Source organism: Herbaspirillum sp. SJZ106 (assembly GCF_006715495.1).
GTDB lineage: Bacteria > Pseudomonadota > Gammaproteobacteria > Burkholderiales > Burkholderiaceae_D > Herbaspirillum.
In genome coordinates this window covers 249,308-269,734 of the sequence record NZ_VFNI01000003.1, presented here as the reverse complement: position 1 = coordinate 269,734, position 20,427 = coordinate 249,308, and the positions used below count along the sequence as shown (strand labels likewise).

Here is a 20,427-nt window from a genome sequence, read left to right as displayed (position 1 = left end):
GAGATGCACCATGTTGAAGACTTCGTCCGAACACCCCGCCCTCCGTCGCCTGCGGCGAGCCGCCACTCCGCTGTTGCTGGCCACCACCCTGCTGGCCCAGCCGGCCTTGGCCGTACTCAAACCCGGCGAGAAGGCGCCGGATTTCTCCGCTCCTTCCTCGCTGGGCGGCCAGGTCTCGACGTTTTCGCTCAATGCCGCGCTCAAGAAGGGGCCGGTAGTGCTGTATTTCTATCCGGCCGCCTTTACCACCGGCTGCACCATCGAAGCCCACCTGTTCGCCGAAGCGACAGAGCGCTACAAGGCGCTGGGGGCGACGGTGATCGGGGTTTCTGCCGACAACATCGACACGCTCAACAAGTTCTCGGTCAGCGAGTGCCGCAGCAAGTTCGCGGTGGCCGCCGATGTCGACCGGAAGATCATGAAGTCCTACGACGCCGTACTGAGCAAGGATGCCGAACGCGCCAGCCGCACCTCCTACGTGATCACACCGGACCACACCATCCTGTATGAATACAGCAGCATGGATCCAGACAAGCACGTCGAAAATACGCTGCACGCATTGCAGCAATGGGTCAATAGCAGGAAAGGGCCTTAACGCCGGCTCGCCGATGGGCGCGCCATGCGCCTTAATCGCTTAATCGGACGATGCCGCCGCGCGCTGCCGCAATTGTTCTTTGGCCAGGGCCGGCACGGCGGCGCCGTCCACTTCTTCCCAGGCGGTGACGCGGTCATGGCTGGCGACATAAACGCGCAAATACGCCTGCAGGCGCAAGGACTTCTCGGCACGGAATGTCAGCCGGCGCTCCTTGCCCTCCCGGTCGAACGCCGGCTGTTCATAGGTGTATCCCCATGACGCCTGGCCATTGGGCTGGCCCGGCTGCGTGATTTGCGTGAAGTATTGCTGCTTGCCGAAACGCTTGGCCTTGCTGACCACCACGCTGGTGCCCCCGACCAGTACGACAATGACGGCTGCACCTGCAACCATCCACCATATACGCTTGGCCATTGCACTGGCTCCAGGAAATCAAACAGCCCTTTAGATGAATCTGCGCAGAGACGGTTACTCGCAATTTATCGAATATGCACGAGTAATCAATACCGCCTCAAGCCAGCGACAATAACAGTGCGCTGACCACGCGCACGGCAATCTGCAGCAGGATCAGCACCGCCAGCGGGGAAAGGTCGACGCCGCCGATCAGCGGAATGATGCGGCGCACCGGGCGCAGCAGCGGCTCGTTGAGCGCGCGCACGAAAGGCGCCAGCGGTGCGTAAGGGTTGACCCAGCTGAAGACCGCTTCGATGATCAGCGTCGCCATGAAGCCGTAGCAGATCCACTGGAGGAAGCGCACCAGCGATAGCAGCAAGATGGTCTTGAAGTCGAAACCGGAATCGATGCCGACGGCGGCGACAATCGACAGCAGCACGATCAGGAACGCCCCCAGCAGGCTGGCCCAATCATATGCGCCGCCCGGCATCACGCGGCGCAACGGCTTGACCAGCCAGTCCGACAGCTGATAGACGAACTGCCCGACCGATTGCGGCGGACGCACACGCACCACCTGCATCCAGAAGCGCAACAACATGACGCCGGCCAGAATGCTGGCGACGGCATCGACGATCAACATGAAAATACTATGCAGCACGGGGGTCTCCATCAGTGACAAATCTGGCGGCCGGAACGGCCTGAATATTAACAGGCCCTGGAGCGCATTGGCGCAATCGCCAAGCCTCCCCTGCCGGGGACGCAACATTCCTTGCCTCTATATTGTGCCATTCCCGCGCATTGCTAGTGCCCCGGATCAGCCACTGGCCCAACTCCCGGCGAGATTCCCGACTGCGCCCCGGATCGGACGGACAAAAAAAACCGCTGTATGGCGGCGAAGCCATACAGCGGGATTTTGCCTGAAAAGATCAGGCGGCCAAGACGCCCGTATTACGGACGGCTGGTGCCGGTCGGGAACGGCCAAGCCGCTGCCGGGTTCAGCACGGTCTTCACAGCCGGAGCTGCGGCCGGCTTAGCTGCCGGCTTTTTTGCTGCGACCGCCTTCTTCGGCGCTGCTGCCTTGGCTGCTGCCGGCTTCTTGGCGGCGACCGCCTTCTTCGGCGCTGCTGCCTTGGCTGCTACCGGTTTCTTGGCAGCGACTGCCTTCTTCGGTGCTGCCTTCTTGGCTGCTACCGGCTTCTTGGCAGCGACTGCCTTCTTCGGTGCTGCCTTCTTGGCTGCTACCGGCTTCTTGGCGGCGACTGCCTTCTTCGGTGCTGCCTTCTTGGCTGCTACCGGCTTCTTGGCGGCGACTGCCTTCTTCGGTGCTGCCTTCTTGGCTGCTGCTACCGGCTTCTTGGCGGCGACTGCCTTCTTCGGTGCTGCCTTCTTGGCGGCGACCGGCTTCTTGGCGGCGACTGCCTTCTTCGGTGCTGCTGCCTTCTTGGCTGCTACCGGCTTCTTGGCGGCGACTGCCTTCTTCGGTGCTGCCTTCTTCACTGCCGGCTTGGCCGCTGCCTTAGCGACTGGCTTCTTGGCTGCGACGGCTTTCTTCGGTGCTGCGGCTGCCTTGGCGGCTGCCGGCTTCTTTGCAGCAGGCTTCTTGGCTGCTGGCTTCTTTGCTGCTGTTGCCATTTTGTTTCTCCTTCTTCACGTGATGGAAAAAATCAAGCTTGATATAAGAAACCCTCCTGCGACATCGCGATGTACGCAGGCGGATTATTCATCGGCACAAGCATGCCTCTGCTTGCGCTAATGAATTCGGCACCAGCTGAACTGCTGCATCCCCTCACCTATGCAGCGCTTCAGCTATCTTGGCTGGACCTCTCCGGCAGTCCCGCACACCAGGCGGGCCACGATCGACTACGGGAGCAGGCGCGAGGCCCAAAAAAACGCCAGCGTGTTCAAACGCCAGCGTCGGAATAGCACATTTGAAAAACCATCAGGTTTTTCAAAGGAAAAGCCGCCTTACCCGACACGATGGGGTTAAGCGGCGATAACAGAGAAGAACGGTTCGGTCTCTGACTGTTCATTAATTTGGCGATTGCCTTTCAGTTTCAACAGCCGGGTATCTTGCAAGCTACCCGACTGCCGCTGTGCAATGTGTCTCGCTGAAGAGCACTGACGAGACTGCACATCATTCCCAACTCAACGCACCCCCGGTTTGATATTCGATGACGCGGGTCTCAAAGAAGTTGCGCTCCTTCTTCAAGTCGATCATCTCGCTCATCCAGGGGAACGGATTTTCTTCTTGTGCGAACAACGGGTCCAATCCGATTTGCTGTGCGCGACGATTAGCGATGAATCGGAGGTAGCCCTTGAACATGGTAGCGTTCAACCCGAGCACGCCTCGCGGCATTGTATCCTCTGCGTAACGATATTCCAACTCCACCGCGCTTAAAAACAACGATTTGATCTCTTCGCGGAATTCCGGAGTCCACAGATGCGGGTTCTCCATCTTCACCGTGTTGATCAGATCGATCCCGAAATTGCAGTGCATCGACTCGTCGCGCAGGATGTACTGGTACTGCTCGGCGGCGCCCATCATCTTGTTCTGGCGGCCCAGCGCGAGGATCTGCGTGAAGCCGACGTAGAAGAACAGGCCTTCCATGATGCAGGCGAAAACGATCAGCGACTTCAGCAGTTTCTGGTCGTTCTCGACGGTGCCGGTCTTGAATTCCGGGTTGGTCAGCGTGTCGATGAAGGGGATCAGGAATTCATCCTTGTCGCGGATCGACTTCACCTCATGGTAGGCGTTGAAGATCTCGGCTTCGTCCAGGCCCAGCGACTCGACGATGTACTGGTAGGCGTGGGTGTGGATCGCCTCTTCGAAAGCCTGGCGCAACAGGTACTGGCGGCATTCCGGCGCCGTGATGTGGCGGTAGGTGCCCAGCACGATATTGTTGGCGGCCAGCGAGTCGGCGGTCACGAAGAAGCCGAGGTTGCGCTTGACCAGGCGGCGCTCGTCTTCGGTCAGGCCGTTGGGATTCTTCCACAGCTCGATGTCGCGCTGCATGTTGATTTCCTGCGGCATCCAGTGGTTGGCGCAACCGGCCAGGTATTTGTCCCAGGCCCATTTGTACTTGAACGGCACCAGCTGGTTGACGTCGGTGTGGCCGTTGATGATGCGCTTGTCGGCGGCGTTGACGCGGCGGGTGGTGTCGACCGGCGCGTCGCGGGTGACCAGCGCCGGGTTCAGCGCCGAGTCATTGAATTGCGGGTGGCCGCTCACGGCCGGCTGCAGTTGGGGTTGCGCCGATTTTGCGCTTGCTTCGTCATCCCAGGAAAGCATGGTTATTCCTCTTTAACTATGTGTTGCGGTGATGCCGGGAATGGACTGGCCATCCAGCATCATTGAAGGTGACAACGGCGCATCCGGTGAAGTTCACCGAGATGCGCCGGCTGTGAAAACCCGGCGCGGAAATCTGACTGGCCACTATCGAGGATGGCGTTGCGCATCCTCATGAGCTTGGCGATCCCGGCCGGCATTCTGGCTTCTTGCTGGTATTACTGGCAGGCCTCGCACTCTTCGAAGCCGGCGTCGCCCGGACGCATGGTGCAAACCGGACCGTCGGCGTCGATGGCGGCGCCCGGATTGGGCATCACGTAGGCGGTCGAAGCTGCGCTCGCCGAGGCGATCGAGGCTGCGGCGACGGCCGGAGCCGCTGCTGCAGCCGCAGCAGCCGCTGCCGAACTGCTCATGCCGCCGTCCACCGACACGGCGTTCAGGGCGCCGGTGCGGGAAGTCGACTTCTCGGTATGGGTCGCGCCGATGGTGCGCAGGTAGTAAGTGGTCTTCAAGCCGCGCAGCCATGCCAGCTTGTAGGTCTCATCCAGGCGCTTGCCCGAGGCGCCGGCCATGTAGATGTTGAGCGACTGCGCCTGGTCGATCCATTTCTGGCGACGCGAGGCGGCTTCCACCAGCCACGACGGATCCACTTCGAAAGCGGTGGCGTAGATGTCGCGCAGGTCTTGCGGGATGCGGTCGATCTTGGCCAGGCTGCCGTCGAAGTACTTCAGGTCGGCGATCATGACTTCGTCCCACAGGCCGCGCGCCTTCAGGTCGCGCACCAGGTATTCGTTGATTTCGGTGAATTCGCCCGACAGGTTCGACTTCACGTACAGGTTCTGGTAGGTCGGCTCGATGCAAGCCGACACGCCGATGATGTTCGAAATGGTGGCGGTCGGGGCGATCGCCACGCAATTCGAGTTGCGCATGCCATGTTCCTTGATGCGGCCGCGCAGGGCGCTCCAGTCCATGGTTTCGCTGGTGTCGGCTTCCAGGTAGCCGCCGCGTTCCTCGGCCAGCAGCTTCAGGGAATCCTGCGGCAGGATGCCGCGGTCCCACAGCGAGCCGCGGTAGGAGGTGTAGCGGCCGCGCTCTTCGGCCAGCTCGGTCGAGGCCCAGTAGGCGTAGTAGCAGACGGCTTCCATCGAACGGTCGGCGAACTCGACGGCGTCCATCGACGCGTACGGGATGCGCTTCATGTGCAGGCAGTCCTGGAAGCCCATGATGCCCATGCCCACCGGACGGTGGCGCAGGTTGGAATCGCGCGCCTTCTTGACCGCGTAGTAGTTGATGTCGATGACGTTGTCCAGCATGCGCATCGCGGTGCGGATGGTGCGCTGCAGCTTGGCATGGTCCAGCTCGCCGTTGACCAGGTGCGCCGGCAGGTTGACCGAACCCAGGTTGCACACCGCGATTTCGGAATCGTTGGTGTTCAGGGTGATCTCGGTGCACAGGTTGGAGCTGTGCACCACGCCCACGTGCTGCTGCGGCGAACGGATGTTGCAAGGATCCTTGAAGGTGATCCATGGGTGGCCGGTTTCGAACAGCATCGACAGCATCTTGCGCCACAGGTCGTTGGCTTGCACCTTCTTGAACAGCTTCAGCTCGCCGCGGGCGGCCTTGGCTTCGTAGCCGGTGTAGGCTTCTTCGAAGGCTTTGCCGAACTTGTCATGCAGGTCCGGGGTGTCGCTTGGCGAGAACAGGGTCCATTCGCCCTTTTCCATCACGCGCTTCATGAACAGGTCGGGAATCCAGTTCGCGGTGTTCATGTCGTGGGTGCGGCGGCGGTCGTCGCCGGTGTTCTTGCGCAGTTCGAGGAATTCCTCGATGTCCATGTGCCAGGTTTCCAGGTAGGCGCAGACCGCGCCCTTGCGCTTGCCGCCCTGGTTGACCGCCACGGCGGTGTCGTTGACCACCTTCAGGAACGGCACCACGCCTTGCGACTTGCCGTTGGTGCCCTTGATATGGGCGCCCAGGGCGCGCACTGGCGTCCAGTCGTTGCCCAGGCCGCCGGCGAACTTGGCCAGCAGGGCGTTTTCCTTGATGGCTTCGTAGATGCCGTCGAGGTCGTCGGCCACGGTGGTCAGGTAGCACGAGGACAACTGCGAGCGCAGGGTGCCCGAATTGAACAGGGTCGGGGTCGAGCTCATGAAGTCGAACGACGACAGCAGGTCGTAGAACTCGATGGCGCGCGCTTCACGGTCGATCTCGTTCAAGGCCAGGCCCATCGCCACGCGCATGTAGAACGCCTGCGGCATTTCGATGCGGGTGCCCTGGATGTGCAGGAAATAACGGTCGTACAGGGTCTGCAGGCCGATGTAGCCGAATTGCAGGTCACGCTCGGGCTTGATCGCGGCAGCCAGCTTTTCCAGGTCGAACTGGGCCAGCTTGGTGTCGAGCAGCTCGGCGGCGATGCCCTTCTTGATGTACTTGGCGAAATAGTCGAGATATTCGGCCGGCGCATCGGCTTGCGCCACTTCCCTGCCGAACACTTCCTTGCGGATGGTGTGCATCAGCAGGCGCGAAGTCACCTGGCTGTAGGCCGGGTCCTTTTCCATCAGCGCGCGGGCAGCCAGGATGGCGGACTTGTACAGCTCTTCGACGGGCACGCCGTCGTACAGGTTCTTCATCGTCTCGGCCAGGATCGCCTGGGCATCGACATGCTTTTCCAGGCCTTCGCAGGCCGCGCCGATCAGCGCGCGCACTTCGGCCACGTCCAGCGGACGGCTCTGGCCGTCTTCGACCACGTGCAGTTGCGGCGCGGCGACATCCGCCTTGGCGGCGCTGCCCTGTTGGGCGCGCTCTTCCATGCGCTTGGCGCGGTACAGCACGTAGGCGCGGGCGACGTCGTGCTCGCCCGAGCGCATCAGGGCAAGTTCGACCTGGTCCTGGATGTCTTCAATATGGAACGTGCCGCCGGTGGGCTGGCGGCGCACCAGCGCCGAGACCACATTGGTCGTCAATTGCTCGACCATCTCGCGCACGCGGGCCGACGCCGCGCCCTGCCCGCCGTTGACGGCCAGGAAGGCCTTGGTCACGGCGATGGAGATCTTGGACGGCTCGAAACCGACCACTGCGCCGTTGCGGCGGATGATCCGGTATTCGCCCAGACCGGCGCCGGCTTTCGCGGTGGCAGCCTTGGACGCGTCGGAAGACACCTCCAGGTCAGCGGCGGTGACGCCGAACACGGCAGGAGAATTGACGGAAATTTCTTGAGTTGAGCGCACTTAGCCTCCTAGATACATAAGACAGACAACCACGTGGAGATTGCCCCGAGTTGCTAAATTAGAACCCCCACCTGCCCGGGGGTTCGCGAACGACAGAAGCGCCCCACAATAAATATCCCTTTGCGCGGATATTCATGCTGACGCAAAACCTGCTTGAAACTGAATTAATGAGTAGACCGATGTTGGAAAAGAAGGAACCGCGAGACGTTGTAGGACTTTATTGCTGCCTCACGAACCTTTCACCTTCTGAAGCACGGCCATTTTCGAATGACAAATCCGGATACAACTGGAGATTACCAAAACACTACATCTAGTACCAAAAGAACGATTGAGACTAATTCTAGTAGCGGCATCTCGATGTTGCAACCGCTATTTCTCGAATTTTTCTGGCCCGGCAGCTTGACTTTTGACAGGGCCAGCAGGGAAGCGCAATTGCGCGCCGTTAATTATTTCCTCAAGCGCATTCCAGTAGCGCCCCCAATCGAAAAACGGACCGGGATCGGTCTTGCGCAACGGGGCGATATGCTCATGTCCGGCCACATCGGTGAGCGCATAACGTTCCCGCAGCGCAGCAGTGAGCCTGGCCAATGCCGGATACTGGGCTTCGGCAAAGGGTTCGGCATCGGTGCCTTCGAGCTCGATGCCGATGGAAAAGTCGTTGCAGCGCTCGCGTCCGTCGAACATCGACACCCCGGCATGCCAGGCCCGGCGATTGGCGGACACGAACTGGACCACTTCGCCATCGCGCCGGATCAGGAAATGCGCCGAGACCCGCAACGGCCGCAACTGGTCGAAATAGGGATCGGCCTCATAGTCGAGCCGGTTGCAGAACAGGTCGGCGATATAAGGCCCGCCGAATTCCCCGGGCGGCAAGCTGATGTTGTGGATCACCAGCAGGTCGGCGATGCAGCCGTCAGGGCGTTCGTCGCAGTTCGGGGAAGCTTCGCGGCGGGCCATGTTGCACCAGCCGTCGCCGTCGATAAACCATGCGCCGGCGTCGGAAGGGGAAGTCGCCATGGATCAGAACGAGGCCAGGCGGCGGTGTTCTTCGCAGCAGTAATGCGCGCCAGAGGCATGCGTGACCGCTTCGGAAACGGGGAAATGGATGCCGCAATGCGCGCACTGCACCATGGTTTCGGCGCCGCTGTCGGCGCCACGGCGAAAACGCCTGGCCTTGGGGTGCGGCGCTTCGGATTCGCCCGCAGCTTTGCCGGCGGCATCGCTGCCGGCCAGCATCGACTTCTTGGCGCGCTGGAACCACACCACCACGGCCAGCAAGACCACCAACCAGATCAGATATTTCATGTCAGTACCCGATGCAGCACGACTTCAAGCACGAATCGGCTGCCCACATAAGCCAATAGAAGAATAGCGAAACCGGCCAGCGTGAAGGACAGCGCGGTACGTCCGCGCCATCCCTGCCAGCGGCGACCGGCCAGCAACAGGCCGAACAGCAGCCAGGACAGCATGGTGAAAACCGTCTTGTGGTCCCAGCGGAACGGCGCCCCGAACAACTGCTCGGAAAATACCACGCCCGACAGCACGGTCAGCGTCAGCAGCACGAAACCGAAGCCGATCAGGCGAAACAGCAGTCTTTCCATCGTCAGCAGCGCCGGCAGGCGGTCCAGCGCCATCGCGAACCAGCCGTTCCTGGCGGCCGGGCCGGGACGCGTATGCAGGCGCGACTCCTGCAGTACCATCAGCACCGCATGGAAGGCGGCGATGGTCAGCGTGCTGTAGGCCAGGATGGAGACGGCGATATGCGCCAGGAACCAATCCGACTTGCCGGCCAATACGATCATGTTGCCCGGGAAAATGCTGGGCAGCACCACCGATACCGCGGCCACCGGCAACACCAGCACCCGCATGCTGTCGAGCGAGAAGTTGCGGTTTTCCAGCCAGTAGGCGGCCACCGAAATCCATAGCGTGGCCGACAGCATCACGGCAAACCCGACCCGGATGGCCTCGGCCGCGAACATGTCCGACAGCAACGCGCCGCCATGCAGGATCCAGCCGAGCACGATCCCCAGCGAAATCGGCAAGCGCCGCTCCGAAGGCAGGAAAGCGCATGCCAGGTACAGCACCGCGGCCAGGATGAAAAAGTAAGTTTGCATCGGCTAAGTTTACACCATGTCAGGCCGCGCCCCTGCCCGCGGCCAGGCGTGGAAAACATACCCTCTATATATAGAGACGAATTCCCGGAATCCAAATCCCGCCCCGGATAGCGGACGGGGAGCGCATTTTACACGCCCAAACGAAACACGGCAGGAAAACCTGCCGTGTCCGGATGCCGTTGCGCAAGAATCAGTCGACCGCCGCCGCCTTCATCTCGGCATTGTGGTGGCGCTGCTGCTCCTCCATGACCAATTGGCCGAGTTCGCGCTTCAGGGCGTTGAACTCGGGATCGGCCGGATCGCGCAGGCGCGGCAGCGTCACCACCATGTCGCGCTTGATGGTGCCGGGGCGATAGGTCATGACCACGATGCGGTCGGCCAGGTAGATCGCCTCCTCGATGCTGTGGGTGACGAACACGATGGTCTTCTTGAACTCGTCCCAGATCCGCAGCAGCTCGTCCTGCAGGTTGCGACGGGTGAGCGCATCGAGCGCGCCGAACGGCTCATCCATCAGCATGATGGGCGAATCCAGCGCCAGCACGCGGGCGATCGCCACCCGCTGGCGCATGCCGCCGGACAAGTCCTTGGGGAAACGGCTGCGGAAATCGACCAGCCCCAGCTTGTCCAGCAACTGGGTCACGCGCGCCGTGATCTCGGCCTTGGGCGTGCCTTTGATCTCCAGGCCGAAAGCGACGTTCTGCTCCACCGTCATCCACGGGAACAGCGCGTATTCCTGGAACACCATACCGCGCTCCGGGCCGGGTTCGGTCACCAGCTTATCGCCGGTGGTGATAGTGCCGGAAGACGGCAGCGCAAAGCCGGCGATGGCGTTCAGCAACGTCGACTTGCCGCAGCCCGAGGGACCCAGCAGGCAGACGAACTGGCCATCGGGAATGTCGAGGTTGATGTCCTTCAAGGCCACGACTTCGCGGTCGTCGGTCTTGAATACCTTGTGCACGCCGGAGATCCTGATCTGGGGCGAAGAAGGGTTCATGCTCATGGTTCAGTTCTCCAGCCCGCGGTGCCAGCGCAGCATGTAGTTGTTCAGGCGGCTCATGCCGAGGTCGATCGCCAGGCCCAGGAGGCCGATGGTGATCATGCCGGCGATGATCTTGTCGGACCAGAAATACTCGCGCGCTTCCATGATGCGGAAACCCAGGCCGTTGCTGACCGCGATCATCTCGGCCACGATCACCACGATGAAGGCGGTGCCGATGCCGATGCGCACGCCCGACAGGATGTAGGGCACGGCCGCCGGCAGCATCACCCGCAGGAACATCGTGGTCTGGCTGGCGCCGAGGTTGCGCGCTGCGCGCAGGTAGATGCCGTCGACCTGGCGCACGCCGGCGATGGTGTTCATCAGCACCGGGAAGAACGCCCCCAGCGAGATCAGGAACAGCGCCGGCGGATTGCCCAGCCCGAACCACAGGATCGCCAGCGGGATGTAGGCAATCGGCGGGATCGGGCGGATCACCTGCACGGTCAGGTTCATCAGGCCGTAAATACGCTGGCTGGCCCCCATCAGCAGGCCCAGCGGCAGCGCCAGCCCGGCGCCGATCAGGAAGCCGGCCACCACGCGGTACAGGCTGCCGATGGCATCCATGACCAGCTCGCCGGAAAACGCCCAGGCCAGCCAGCTGCCGCCGGCCGGGTCGTACGGCTGGGCCGGCGTCGCATACTCGTACCACTTATGCAGCACCGCCCAGGGCGAAGGCAGAATCTGGGGATTGATCCATCCGGCCCGGGACGCCCCCTCCCAGAACGCCACCACAATCAGCGGCACCAGCAAGCCCTGCAGGACGCCCCCGTTCTTCTGTTTTGCCATCACGCCGTCCTTACTTGAGGTTCATGCTCTTCTTGGCCTGCTCCAGCAGGTCGGTCTTCACCCAATCCGCAGCCACCGGCGGCTTGGCCATCTTGCCGGTGCCGTACTTGGCCATGGTGTCGGTGGTGATCTGGATGTGCTCGGCGGTGATGTCGTAGGCATAAGGCGAGTTGCCGATGGCGTCGTAGAAATCTTCCTTGCTGATCTGGTTCTTGAAGATCACTTCACGCACGTACTTCTCGGCCACTTCCGGCTTGTCGATGAAGGTCTTGGTCGCTTCCAGGAAGCAGCGCATGAACTTCTCGGCCAGCGGGCGCTTTTCCTTGTAGAACTTCTCGGTCATCACCATGGTGCGGTACGGCTCGCCGATCGGGGTGTCGTAGGGCTTCATGACTTCCACGCCGAAGCCCTTGTTGATCGCCTGCGACGACTGCGGCTCGCTCTGCATCATGGCGTCGATGTTCTTGCCCAGCAGCGCCTGGTTGAGGTCGGCAAACGCCAGGTAGACGATGGTCACATCCTTGGCGGTCAGGCCGTTCTGGCCCAGTTCAGCGTCCAGCAGCACTTCATGGATGCCGCCGCGGGTCACGCCGACCTTCTTGCCTTTCAAATCCTTGACCGACTTGATGCCGGAATCCTTGCCCGCCACCAGGCGTGCGCCGCCCTTGGCGAAACCGGCCACCACATAGATCGGAGCGCCGTTGGCGCGGCCCGAAATGGCGGCTTCGGAGGCGGTCGTGCCCACATCCAGCTCGCCGGCCAGGATGCCTTGCATCACGTCCGGGCCCTTGGCGAAGACTTTTTCATCGACCTTGATGCCGCATTTTGGGGCAATTTCCTTGATATAGGACACCGCGCCATAGTGGGCGAACTTCAGGTTGCCCAGGCGGATCACCTCGTCGGCAGCCTGGCTGGAGGCCGCAAAACCGGCGGTTGCCAACAGGGCCATTGCGATCAGTTTCTTTTGCATTCCCACTCTCCTCGTTATGTTTGCTTATTGTTCCGTTGGCCGGCGCGCTCCGGCGGTCTCGATGCTTTGCCCTGGGGCTTGATTATTATTGCGCGTGGAAATTCAGGCCAAATGTATACACAAAGTCGGCTCCCAGTACAAGCTGTGAATATCCCCTACCTGCGGCCGAGGAATTCCCGCGCGCCCCGGCGCCGGGGCGCGCGGCGGGGCCAATCGGTTAAAATGCAAGATTGCCCGGACCGGGTGCGGCGCCATGCCCGGTTGCCTGCCGCCGCCCCATCCCCGCCCACCGGGCGGCCCCACTTTTTGCAGATACCACCATGCTAGACAACCTGACCCAACGCCTCGCCAAAGTCGTCAAAACCATGCGCGGCGAAGCGCGCCTGACCGAATCGAACACTGCCGAGATGCTGCGCGAAGTGCGCCTGGCCCTGCTGGAGGCCGACGTCGCCCTGCCCGCCGTACGCGAATTCATCGCCAAGGTGAAGGAGAAATCGCTGGGCGAGGAAGTGATCGGCTCGCTCACCCCCGGCCAGGCCCTGGTCGGTGTGGTGCAGCGCGAGCTGGCCAGCCTGATGGGGGCCGACCTCGGCCCGGAAGCCTCGCAGCTCAACTTCGCCACCCAGCCGCCGGCGATCATCCTGATGGCCGGCCTGCAAGGCGCCGGCAAGACCACCACCGTCGGCAAGCTGGCCAAGTACCTGCGCGAGAACAAGAAGAAAAAAGTCCTGACCGTCTCCGCCGACGTCTATCGTCCGGCCGCGATCGGCCAGCTGGAAACCGTGACCGGCCAGGCCGGCGCCGACTTCTTCCCGACCCAGACCAGCGACAAGCCGGTCGACATCGCCCTGGCCGCGCTGGACTACGCCAAGAAGCACCACCATGAAGTGCTGATCGTCGACACCGCCGGCCGCCTGGGCATCGACCAGGCCATGATGGACGAGATCCGCGCCGTGCACGCCGCCATCAAACCCATCGAAACCCTGTTCGTGGTCGACGCCATGCTGGGCCAGGACGCCATCAACACCGCCAAGGCATTCAGCGACGCCCTGCCGCTGACCGGCATCGTGCTGACCAAGCTGGATGGCGATTCGCGCGGCGGCGCCGCGCTGTCGGTGCGCCACATCACGGGCAAACCGATCAAGTTCGCCGGCGTGGCCGAGAAGCTGGACGGACTGGAAGCCTTCGATCCCTCGCGCATGGCCAACCGCATCCTCGGCATGGGCGACATCCTGGCGCTGGTCGAAGAAGCGCGCAAAGGCGTGGACGTGGCCGCTGCCGAAGGCCTGGCCAACAAGATCAAGGGCGGCGGCAAGTTCGACCTCAACGACTTCAAGGCGCAGCTCTCGCAGATGAAAAAGATGGGCGGCCTGTCCGGCCTGCTCGACAAGCTGCCGGCCCAGATGCAACAGGCCGCTGGCAACGCCAACATGGACCAGGCGGAAAAGAACGTGCGCCGCATGGAAGGTATCATCAACTCGATGACGCCGGCCGAGCGCGCCAAGCCTGAACTGATCAAGGCCGCGCGCAAGCGCCGCATCGCCGCCGGCGCCGGTGTCCAGGTGCAAGAGGTCAACCGCATGTTGTCGCAGTTCGAGCAGATGCAATCGATGATGAAAAAGCTCAAGGGCGGCGGCATGATGAAGATGATGCGCAACATGAAAGGCATGCTGCCCGGCATGCGCTGAGTTCGCCGCACCCGCTCTCCTGGCGGCTTGCAGCGCCGCCAGGCCGTTTTCCCCTCTTCCCGCCCTACTGTCGCCTTCGCCGCTTGCGGCAAGAAAACCGTTTTTCCCGGCCATCGGAAACGGAACACAAGCCCGCCGTTTTGCATCGGTCAATGATGCTTTCCCATTTGCAAAGAACAGTCTTTCGCAGCCCATGGCGATCCGCCGCAAGCCCTTTACCGGTGCGGCTTGACGGCGAATCGTGCGCGCCCGTTGTTTCCCCGCAGTTTTACGGGGAAAACCCGTAAAAAATACTTGCATGGCGGTTCAAACCGCACCACTATTAGCGGTGCGTAATTGACGCATCCAACTCATTCCTTGTCGAGGAGTCTTTCAGATGGCCACAGCAAAAAAACCAGCAGCCGCAGCAAAGAAGCCAGCAGCAAAAACCGTAGCCAAACCAGCCGCCAAGAAGCCAGCCGCCAAGGCTGCAGCGCCCAAGGCAGCCGTCAAACCGGCAGCAAAGGCAGCTCCGAAAGCAGCACCCAAGAAGGCAGCAGCAAAACCGGCAGCCAAGCCGGCGGCAAAGAAACCCGCAGCAAAGCGCACTCCCAACGCCGCTTTCATGAAGCCGCTGACCCCGTCGGCCGCACTGGGCGAAGTGGTCGGCGCCAAGCCGCTGCCGCGCACCGAAGTCACCAAGAAGGTGTGGGAATACATCAAGAAGCACAAGCTGCAGAACCCCGAGAACAAGCGCAACATCGATGCCGACGACAAGCTCAAGGCCATCTTCGGCGGCAAGAAGCAGGTCACCATGTTCGAGATGACCAAGCTGATTTCGGCGCACCTGAGCTGATCCTTGGCCCAGCCGCACCGGTTTGCAAGGTAATTGCAAACAAAAACACCCGCAGGCTGCGGGTGTTTTTGTTTCTGCCGCCAGCCCCGCCTGTCAATCCAGCAGATCCCCCTACTCGATCTCCTCATACCCGGCCAGGGTGTCCATGGCGAGGTCGTCCTCTTCCCCTACTTTGTAAATACGCGCCGCCGTCATGGTGGCGATGCCCATGCCGTCGCCCGGAAAGAATATCTGGTTCTTGGCCGGCGGCGCCTGCTGATGGGAAGGGAGGGTGCTGCAGCCGGCCGATAACAATACCGGCGCGGCGGCCGTCAAAATGCGTAGGGTCATTCACTCCAGGTCAATGTCGGCATGCGTTACCGTTCGTCACAAAACAGGCGGCCAGGCCAGTTTTGATTGGTGACGCATCCATGACTGGAGGAAACTCGTCGGCAAAAACCGAGGAAATCGCAAAGCCTGCCAATGCCTCATCGCGGCTCCTTGCGAATCTCTTCGGGGCTTTTCTGACAACGGCCGCGCCGGAACCTCGCAAACGCTGACGGCGCATGGCCATTGCCAAACGATTTGCCCATCCGCGCAGAACTTTGCTATTTTCTTTTCGGTCTAGAAAACATCGGTCACCACTTCAAGGGGCGATAACATGACATCCACACAATCCGCACGATCCATTTCCAGCCTGCGCAATATCACCTGTATCGGCCTGGCCGCCTGCGGCCTCTTGCTGGCCGGCAGCAGCCTGGCCGCCGGCCAGGGCCGCGCGCAGGCAGATGCGCAGTACCAGGCCGAGAAAGCGGCCTGCAACAATGGCAAGTCCAATCAGGACAAGGCAACATGTCTGCGCGAAGCCGCTGCCGCCAGAGATGCCGCCGCGCGCGGCGGCCTCACCAATCCAGACCCGGCGCAACTGAAGGAAAACGCCATGAAGCGCTGCGAGGGCTTGCCCCAGATCAACCGCGTCGATTGTGAAAAGCGCATGAACGGCGGCGGCATCGCCGACGGTAGCGTGCGCGAAGGCGGTATCTTCCGGGAAACCGTGACCATCATCCCGGGCCAGCCGGATACCAGTAAATAAGCAGCAAATAAGCAAAAAATAAGCGGCAGGGCGCGGCTTGCCGGCATGCACAAAAAAAGAAAGGCGGATACCAATGGCATCCGCCTTTCTTCATTGCTGCGGTGTGTCCGTGGATCAGGACGCCAGCTTGCCCTGGATGAAGGCCAGCGCATCGGCCAGCGGCACCTGGGTCGCCTCTGTATCGCGACGGCCCTGGTATTCGATGTTGCCGTCCTTCAGGCCGCGTTCGCCCACCACGATGCGATGCGGCACGCCGATCAGCTCCCAGTCAGCGAACATCGCGCCCGGGCGCTCGCCGCGGTCATCCAGCACCACGTCCACGCCGGCTGCGCTCAGCTGCGCGTAGAGCTTGTCGATCTCGGCCTTGACTGCTTCACTGCGGTCGTAGCCCATCGGGCACAGCACCACCTGGAACGGCGCGATGGCAGCCGGCCAGATGATGCCGCGCTCATCGAAGTTCTGCTCGATGGCCGCGCCCAGGATGCGGGTCACGCCGATGCCGTAGCAGCCCATCACCAGCGGTTGCGGTTTGCCGGCTTCGTCCAGGTAAGTGGCCTTCATCGATTCCGAATAGGTGGTGCCAAGCTGGAACACGTGGCCCACTTCGATGCCGCGCTGGATCGCCAGCACGCCTTTGCCGTCCGGCGAGGCGTCGCCTTCGACCACGTTGCGGATGTCGGCCACCTGCGGCTCCGGCAGGTCGCGGCCCCAGTTGGCGCCCGTGTAGTGGAAGTCCGCCTCGTTGGCGCCGCACACGAAATCGGCCATGTTGGCCACGCTGCGGTCGGCCACCACCTTGAGCGGCTTCTTGGCGCCGATCGGACCCAGATAGCCCGGCGGCGTGCCGAACCATTCGACGATCTCGCCTTCATTGGCGAAACGATAGGCGCCCAGGCCGGGGATCTTGCTGGCCTTGACCTCGTTCAACTCATGGTCGCCGCGCAGCAGCAGCAGCCAGATTTCCTTCTTGGCCGGATCTTCATTGTCCACCGCCAGCACGATGGACTTGACGGTACGCTGCAGCGGCAGGCCCAGCAGCTCGGCCACCGCCTCGCACTTGGCCTTGCCCGGCGTGGGGGTCTTTTTCAATTCTTCCTTGGCGGCGGGGCGCACGCTGTCGACGGCCAGCGCCTCGGCCGCTTCCATGTTGGCGGCGTAATCGGAGGTCGGGCAATACACCAGCGCATCCTCGCCGGTGGCGGCGATGACGTGGAACTCATGCGAGCCGGAGCCGCCGATGGCGCCGTTGTCGGCCGCCACCGCGCGGAACTCCAGGCCGAAACGCGTGAAGATGCGCACGTAGGCGTCGTACATGGCCTGGTAGGACTTTTTCAGGCCATCCATGTCGCGGTCGAAGGAATAGGCATCCTTCATCGTGAATTCGCGTCCGCGCATCAGGCCGAAGCGCGGACGGCGCTCGTCGCGGAACTTGGTCTGGATGTGATAGAAGTTGACCGGCAACTGCTTGTAGCTGCGCAGCTCGGTGCGCGCGACATCGGTCACCACTTCTTCCGAGGTCGGCTGGATGGCGAAGTCGCGGCCATGCCGGTCCTTCACTCGCATCAGCTCGGCGCCCATCTTGTTCCAACGCCCCGTTTCCTGCCACAGCTCGGCCGGCTGCACCACCGGCATCAGCAACTCGACGCCGCCGGCGCGGTTCATTTCCTCGCGCACGATGGCCTCGACCTTGCGGATCACGCGCAACCCCATCGGCATGTAGGTATAGATGCCGGCGCCGAGTCGCTTGATCATCCCTGCCCGCATCATCAGCTTGTGGCTGACGATTTCAGCGTCGGAAGGGGCTTCTTTCAAGGTGGAAATAAAAAAACGTGAGGCGCGCATGACGGTCGGTTCTTTTTAAAAAGAGGAGGGTTATAATCGATGTAATTTTAAAGGATTAGCTGGCTGATGCGCCCACTCTTTGCAGAATTGGTCCTTGTTTCGATGACATCCGCGTGCCGGGGGAATCGTTCCTGACGCGCCTGCCGCGTCGGTATTTACGGCCGCGCGCCCAGTCGCACGAGTCCGCCTGAGAGGGTCGTCCAGCCGCAGAAAGTTTTGAGGTACACCATGCTGGATCGAGAAGGCTTCCGCCCGAACGTCGGCATCATTCTGCTTAACGCCCAGAACGAAGTGTGGTGGGGCAAGCGTGTGCGCGAGCATTCGTGGCAGTTCCCGCAAGGCGGCATCAAGCATGGCGAGACGCCCGAGCAAGCCATGTTCCGCGAGCTGGAAGAAGAAATCGGCCTGCGCGCGGAACACGTCAAGATCATCGGCCGCACGCGCGACTGGCTGCGCTACGAAGTCCCCGACCATTTCATCAAGCGCGAAGTGCGCGGGCATTACCGCGGCCAGAAACAGATCTGGTTCCTGCTGCGCATGGTCGGCCGCGACTGCGACGTCAACCTGCGCGGCACTTCGCATCCCGAATTCGATGCCTGGCGCTGGCACGACTATTGGGTTCCGCTGGACGTGGTGATCGAATTCAAGCGCGAGGTCTACCAGCAGGCGCTGCAAGAGCTGTCGCGCTTCCTGGCGCGCCCTTCGCACGGCCAGCGCCGCGGCGAGCCAGGCGGCAATCGCACCGCCGCCCCGCAAAAACAGCAGCCCCAGCAAGCGTTGCAGCAGGATGCCGCGCCCGTCCCCAATACTAAATGACCCCTATGCCATTTTCCTTTGCATCGCCCGCCCTCCTCCGCCGCGCCGTATTGGCCTGCTCCCTGCTGGCGGCCTGCGCCGGCGCGCTGGCCCAGAACCTCGATGAGGATTTCGACGACGAAGAAAAGCCCTGGCAGGAAATCGCCGTGCAGCTCCCGCCCACGCCGCAGGAGCAAAACCTCGCCGAGTTCTACCTGAGCCCGAACGCCACCATGAAAGCCTATGTCGACCTCAAGTCGGTCTCCGTCGGCACCGACAACGTGGTGCGCTATACCGTGGTGACCAAGACCGAGGGTGGAGCCGTCAACGTCATCTACGAAGGCATGCGCTGCGAAACCTGGGAAAAGAAAAGCTATGCCTTCGGCCACCCGGACGGCAAATGGTCGCGCTCGCGCCGCGACAAATGGCAACCGATCAAGGATGTCGGGGCCAACCGCGTGGATGGCGCCCTGTTCCGCGATTATTTCTGCGAAGGCAAGATGGTGGCCGACAACGGCAAGGTAAAGAACATCATCGAGCGCCTGAAGACACAGCGATATATCGATCCGGTGCGCCGCTGACCGCGCAACCGGCTCCTGAACGTAAAAAAGCGCGGCATGACCGCGCTTTTTTATTATTTATACAATAAACAGCAACTCCGCTTACAGCAGCACCATGTTATCCCGGTGCACCAGCTCCGGTTCTTCGACGAAGCCCAGGATCGCCTGGATTTCCGACGAGGCATGGCGAATGATGCGGCGCGCGTCCGAACTGGCGTAATTGCTCATGCCGCGCGCAATGGGCCGGCCGTTTTCGTCGACGCAGGTGATGACATCGCCGCGACCGAACTCCCCCGACACCTCCACCACGCCGATCGGCAGCAGCGACTTGCCTTCCGAGGTCAGTTTCTGCACCGCGCCCGCATCCAGCACCACACGGCCTGCGGTCTGCAGGTGATCGGCCATCCACTGCTTGCGCGCAGTCAGCTGCGCGGTCTCGGCGTTGAGCTGGGTGCCGATGGCTTCGCCGGCGGCCAGGCGCGTGAGCACCTTGTCTTCGCGGCCCCAGGCGATCACGGTATGCGCGCCGGAAGTCGCCGCGCGCTTGGCGGCCAGGATCTTGGTCAGCATGCCGCCGCGGCCGATGCCGGTGCCGGTGCCGCCAGCGATCAGCTCCAGCGACGGGTCGCCGGCGCGCGCTTCGGAAATCAGGGTAGCGGCCGGATCCTTGCGCGGATCGGCGGTGAACAGGCCGGGCTGGTCGGTCAGGATGACCAGCGCGTCGGCTTCGATCAGGTTGGCCACCAGGGCGCCCAGGGTGTCGTTGTCGCCGAACTTGATTTCGTCGGTGACCACCGTGTCGTTCTCGTTGATGACCGGCACCACGCCCAGTTGCAGCAGGGCGAACAAGGTCGAGCGGGCGTTCAGGTAGCGTTCGCGGTCGGCCAGGTCGGCATGCGTCAGCAGCACCTGGGCGGTGTGCAGGTCGTGCTTGCGGAAACTGGTTTCATAAATCTGCGCCAGGCCCATCTGGCCGACGGCGGCGCAGGCCTGCAGGTGGTGGATGCCGGTCGGGCGCTTGTCGAAGCCGAGGCGCTGCATGCCTTCGGCCACCGCGCCCGAACTGACCAGCACCACTTCCTTGCCGAGGCCGCGCAATTGCGCGATCTGCTCGGCCCAGCGGGCGATGGCGTTGGCGTCCAGCCCCTTGCCGTCGTTGGTGACCAGCGATGAGCCTACCTTGATGATCAGCCGCTTGGCGTTCTGAATGACCGATTGCATATTCTTC

General features: G+C 62.2%; 19 protein-coding genes and 1 pseudogene. 6 read left to right on the top strand and 14 right to left on the bottom strand.

Annotation, left to right across the window (positions count from 1 at the left end; genetic code table 11):
* Positions 1-10 precede the first annotated feature (10 nt).
* Entirely contained in the window at positions 11-595 is a 585-nt protein-coding gene (locus tag FB598_RS11045; RefSeq protein ID WP_141914628.1) for a peroxiredoxin, read from the top strand.
* A 39-nt stretch (positions 596-634) separates the two neighbouring features.
* On the opposite strand, the gene FB598_RS11040 is transcribed toward FB598_RS11045, so the two are convergent.
* The 11 genes from FB598_RS11040 to FB598_RS10990 form a co-directional block, all read right to left on the bottom strand.
* Positions 635-1,006, bottom strand: coding sequence for a YxeA family protein (locus tag FB598_RS11040; RefSeq protein WP_141914629.1), 372 nt, complete (start codon positions 1,004-1,006; stop codon positions 635-637).
* Between the two features lie 97 nt (positions 1,007-1,103).
* Positions 1,104-1,643, bottom strand: coding sequence for a YggT family protein (locus tag FB598_RS11035; RefSeq protein ID WP_141914630.1), 540 nt, complete (start codon positions 1,641-1,643; stop codon positions 1,104-1,106).
* Positions 1,644-1,933: 290 nt separating this feature from the next.
* A complete protein-coding gene (locus FB598_RS11030) occupies positions 1,934-2,617 on the bottom strand; it encodes a histone (protein ID WP_141914631.1) in 684 nt (227 codons plus the stop codon).
* A 502-nt stretch (positions 2,618-3,119) separates the two neighbouring features.
* Positions 3,120-4,274 carry a ribonucleotide-diphosphate reductase subunit beta gene (locus tag FB598_RS11025; protein WP_141914632.1) on the bottom strand — a complete coding sequence of 385 codons (1,155 nt, stop codon included), beginning with the start codon at positions 4,272-4,274 and terminating at the stop codon, positions 3,120-3,122.
* Between the two features lie 215 nt (positions 4,275-4,489).
* The gene (locus FB598_RS11020) at positions 4,490-7,498 is read right to left on the bottom strand and encodes a ribonucleoside-diphosphate reductase subunit alpha (RefSeq protein ID WP_141914633.1); all 3,009 of its coding nucleotides are present in this window, start codon (positions 7,496-7,498) and stop codon (positions 4,490-4,492) included.
* Positions 7,499-7,867: 369 nt separating this feature from the next.
* Positions 7,868-8,515, bottom strand: a complete 648-nt coding sequence (ampD, locus tag FB598_RS11015) for a 1,6-anhydro-N-acetylmuramyl-L-alanine amidase AmpD (protein WP_141914634.1) — start codon at positions 8,513-8,515, stop codon at positions 7,868-7,870.
* A 3-nt stretch (positions 8,516-8,518) separates the two neighbouring features.
* A complete protein-coding gene (locus FB598_RS11010) occupies positions 8,519-8,803 on the bottom strand; it encodes a PP0621 family protein (RefSeq protein ID WP_141914635.1) in 285 nt (94 codons plus the stop codon).
* The gene (locus FB598_RS11005) at positions 8,800-9,612 is read right to left on the bottom strand and encodes an inner membrane protein YpjD (RefSeq protein ID WP_141914636.1); all 813 of its coding nucleotides are present in this window, start codon (positions 9,610-9,612) and stop codon (positions 8,800-8,802) included. Before FB598_RS11005 ends, FB598_RS11010 begins: the two co-directional genes overlap by 4 nt.
* A 190-nt stretch (positions 9,613-9,802) precedes the next feature.
* Entirely contained in the window at positions 9,803-10,606 is an 804-nt protein-coding gene (locus tag FB598_RS11000) for an ABC transporter ATP-binding protein (protein ID WP_370454673.1), read from the bottom strand.
* Between the two features lie 9 nt (positions 10,607-10,615).
* Positions 10,616-11,437 (bottom strand): ABC transporter permease, encoded by an 822-nt coding sequence (locus FB598_RS10995; protein ID WP_141914638.1) that lies wholly within the window; start codon positions 11,435-11,437, stop codon positions 10,616-10,618.
* A 10-nt stretch (positions 11,438-11,447) separates the two neighbouring features.
* Positions 11,448-12,407, bottom strand: coding sequence for an ABC transporter substrate-binding protein (locus FB598_RS10990; protein ID WP_141914639.1), 960 nt, complete (start codon positions 12,405-12,407; stop codon positions 11,448-11,450).
* Between the two features lie 320 nt (positions 12,408-12,727).
* Between FB598_RS10990 and ffh the strand changes: the two genes are divergently transcribed.
* Entirely contained in the window at positions 12,728-14,095 is a 1,368-nt protein-coding gene (gene ffh / locus FB598_RS10985) for a signal recognition particle protein (protein ID WP_141914640.1), read from the top strand.
* Positions 14,096-14,471: 376 nt separating this feature from the next.
* Entirely contained in the window at positions 14,472-14,930 is a 459-nt protein-coding gene (locus tag FB598_RS10980) for an SWIB/MDM2 domain-containing protein (RefSeq protein ID WP_141914641.1), read from the top strand.
* Between the two features lie 135 nt (positions 14,931-15,065).
* Here FB598_RS10980 and FB598_RS10975 read toward each other — a convergent pair.
* Positions 15,066-15,260 (bottom strand): annotated as a pseudogene (locus FB598_RS10975) (alkaline phosphatase); the annotation flags it as partial.
* A gap of 310 nt (positions 15,261-15,570) precedes the next feature.
* On the opposite strand from FB598_RS10975, the gene FB598_RS10970 reads away from it, so the two are divergent.
* Positions 15,571-16,002: a hypothetical protein gene (locus FB598_RS10970; RefSeq protein ID WP_141914643.1), complete on the top strand. Its 432-nt coding sequence runs from the start codon at positions 15,571-15,573 to the stop codon at positions 16,000-16,002.
* Between the two features lie 114 nt (positions 16,003-16,116).
* On the opposite strand, the gene FB598_RS10965 is transcribed toward FB598_RS10970, so the two are convergent.
* Positions 16,117-17,844 (bottom strand): proline--tRNA ligase, encoded by a 1,728-nt coding sequence (locus FB598_RS10965; RefSeq protein ID WP_141914644.1) that lies wholly within the window; start codon positions 17,842-17,844, stop codon positions 16,117-16,119.
* Between the two features lie 228 nt (positions 17,845-18,072).
* On the opposite strand from FB598_RS10965, the gene FB598_RS10960 reads away from it, so the two are divergent.
* Complete coding sequence (locus FB598_RS10960; protein WP_255464006.1) at positions 18,073-18,660, top strand: RNA pyrophosphohydrolase; 588 nt, start codon at positions 18,073-18,075, stop codon at positions 18,658-18,660.
* 5 nt (positions 18,661-18,665) lie between these two features.
* A complete protein-coding gene (locus tag FB598_RS10955) occupies positions 18,666-19,220 on the top strand; it encodes a CNP1-like family protein (protein ID WP_370454668.1) in 555 nt (184 codons plus the stop codon).
* Between the two features lie 81 nt (positions 19,221-19,301).
* Here the strand turns inward: FB598_RS10955 and proB are convergent, their stop codons facing one another.
* Positions 19,302-20,420, bottom strand: a complete 1,119-nt coding sequence (gene proB / locus FB598_RS10950) for a glutamate 5-kinase (protein WP_141914646.1) — start codon at positions 20,418-20,420, stop codon at positions 19,302-19,304.
* Positions 20,421-20,427: the final 7 nt, after the last annotated feature.